1 protein-coding gene and 1 pseudogene are annotated in these 2,493 nt (G+C 67.5%); both read right to left on the bottom strand.

What is annotated here, in order from left to right; genetic code table 11:
* Window positions 1-1,727, bottom strand: a 1,727-nt coding sequence (locus tag WA944_RS23840; RefSeq protein WP_526609934.1) for a molybdopterin-dependent oxidoreductase, incomplete at its 3' end; no start/stop codon positions are given.
* Window positions 1,728-1,821: 94 nt separating this feature from the next.
* Window positions 1,822-2,493, bottom strand: a pseudogene (locus WA944_RS23835) (serine/threonine protein kinase); the annotation flags it as partial.

Here is a 2,493-nt window from a genome sequence, read left to right as displayed (position 1 = left end):
TGCATCCCGTCGTACATCGACCGCCAGACCGGGACGACGAAGTTGCCGCCCGCGGCCAGGCTGGACTTGAACTCGCACTTGCCCGAAGGGGTCGGGAAGTTGCCCTCGGCGTGCGGCGCCCTCGTGTCGGGGGTTCCGACGTTGAGCCGCATCCAGCCGACCTCTTCGAGCTTCTCGAAGGTGATGCCGTCCAGAGCCGGTGCGTCCCAGTCGTGGAAGTCGATCAGCATCTCCCGGTCGGTGCGGTCCCAGTAGGCCATGGACTGCTCGTCGAACTCCATGGTCTTCGCCAGCCGCCGGAACAGCTCCACGTTGGGCACGCACTCCCCGGGCGGCTCGATCGCCGGCTGATTGAGCGAGATGTAGAGGTGGCCCCAGGTCACCATGATGTCGAGCTGCTCGGCCTGCATGCTGGCCGGCAGCAGGATGTCGGCGTACTTCGCGGTGTCGGTGATGAAGTGCTCGCTCACGACGGTGAACAGGTCGTCGCGCATCAGGCCGCGCATCGTCTTCTCCTGGGCGGGGCCCTGGGACACCGGGTTGGAGTTGTAGACGAACAGCGACTGGATGGGCGGGTCGAGTTCGAGCTCACCGGTCAGCGCCATCCCGAGGTCGAGCTCGTTGACCACACGGGTGCCCTCGGGGATCCACTCCGGCTTGCAGATCGCGTCGAACTTGGTGGGGAACTCCCAGATCGGCATCTCCATCGTGCCGCCGCCGACGTGGCGCCACGCACCGACGAGCGCCGGCAGGCAGGTGATCGCGCGGATGGCCTGGCCGCCACCGCGGCTGCGCTCCAACGCCACGCCCTGACGGATCGCCGCCGGCGGCGTCGTCGCGTACTCACGCGCCAGCGTGCGGACGTCGTCGGCCGGTATCCCGGTGATCTCCTCGACCCGCTCGGGCGAGAAGTTCGCGGCGCGCGCGGCGAGCTCGTCGTAGCCCACGGTGTACTTCTCGATGTAGTCGGCGTCCGTGAGACCCTGCGCGATTATCTCGTGGATCATCCCCAGGGCCAGCGCTCCGTCGGTGCCGGGCCGGATCGGGATGTGCCAGTCGGCCTGCCGGGCCGTACGGGTGCGGAACGGGTCGATGACAACGATCTTGGCGCCGTTGTTCTTTCGGGCCTCCAGCAGGAACGGCCAGCCGTGCAGATTCGTGCTGGTCATGTTCATGCCCCAGACGATGATGTACTTCGAATGCGCCATCGACTCGACGTCCAGACCACCGGAGCCGCCGACGGTCATGTGCCAGGCCGTCGACGACCCGGACTCGCAGTAGGTCTTCTCCGCGACGGTCGAGCCGAGGCGATTGAAGAACGCGTCACCGGAGGTGAGCCCGTTGAGCACACCCTGGTGGCCCAGATAGGCGTGCGGCATGATCGCCTGGCTGCCGAACTCGTCGATGATCGACGTCCACCGCTGCTTGATCTCGGCCAACGCCTCGTCCCAGGTGATGCGCTCGAACTCGCCCGCGCCCTTGGCGCCCACCCGGCGCATCGGGTGCATCAACCGGTCGGACTGGTAGTGGTGTTCGTGGAAGTTCTTGACCTTGACGCACAGGCCACCCCTGGTCATGGGATGGTCCGGATCGCCTTTGACGTCAACAAGTTTGCCGTCTTCGACGTGGTAGAGCATCGCGCAGGTGTCGGGACAGTCGTGCGGGCACGCGCCGCGCACGATGGTCAGCTCTTTGGGGACGTATGTCGGATCTGCCTCGAGGGTCATGGCGGATTCCTTCGAAAGGAGGCTGTGGGCTGCCTCCAGTGAAGAGCACTGTTGTGCCACCGGAATTTCGCCGAGATTAAGGTGGTGTGACCCGCTAGCGCGAGCCGAATTCCAGCGCCGGCTCCGCGGAGTCCACCGAGCCGTTGCTGGAGATGGTCAGCATGTCGGGCTGCACCTGATACCGGGCCCCGTCGGCGGGATTGACGGCGACGAATCCCCTGCCCGCCGGCCGCGCGTCGGACAGTTCCAGGCTGGCGCCGTCGCGAAGCCGCTCACCGCGGTAGTAGTAGCTCCCGGAGTCAGTTTCGCACACCACCGCCAGCGAGTTCGCCGTCCTGATCGCCGCGGCGGGCGAGCTTCCGGAATCACAGCGCGCCGAGTGGCCGACAAACCCCTGCGCGTCGGTTCCCGACACTCCCGAGATCGGGGCTGTGCTCGTCGTGGGCGTGGTGCTCGTCGTCGAGTCCTCGGACGTGGCGCCCGGGGCCGACGGTTGTGGAGCGGCGATCCGGGGTTCGGACCCGCCGGTGTCGGGTCCGGACACCAGCACCACTGCCAGCAGAGCGGCGATTCCGAACAGCGCAACGGTGACGATCACCAACACCGGCGCTGTCCGCGACTTGCGCGACGGGGGCGCGGGACGTGCCGGAACCGGGCGTGACACCTGGCTGACGGCAACAGGGTTCGGATCAGCGGTGGAGAACTGCCGGGTGCTCGGCGGCGGACCCGGGCGCACCGCAGCTGCCGCCGGCGCAGGGCCTGCGGC

The sequence above is a fragment of the Mycobacterium sp. genome (assembly GCF_049683355.1).
Taxonomy (GTDB): Bacteria; Actinomycetota; Actinomycetes; order Mycobacteriales; family Mycobacteriaceae; genus Mycobacterium.
This window is presented reverse-complemented; position numbering and strand designations above follow the sequence as displayed.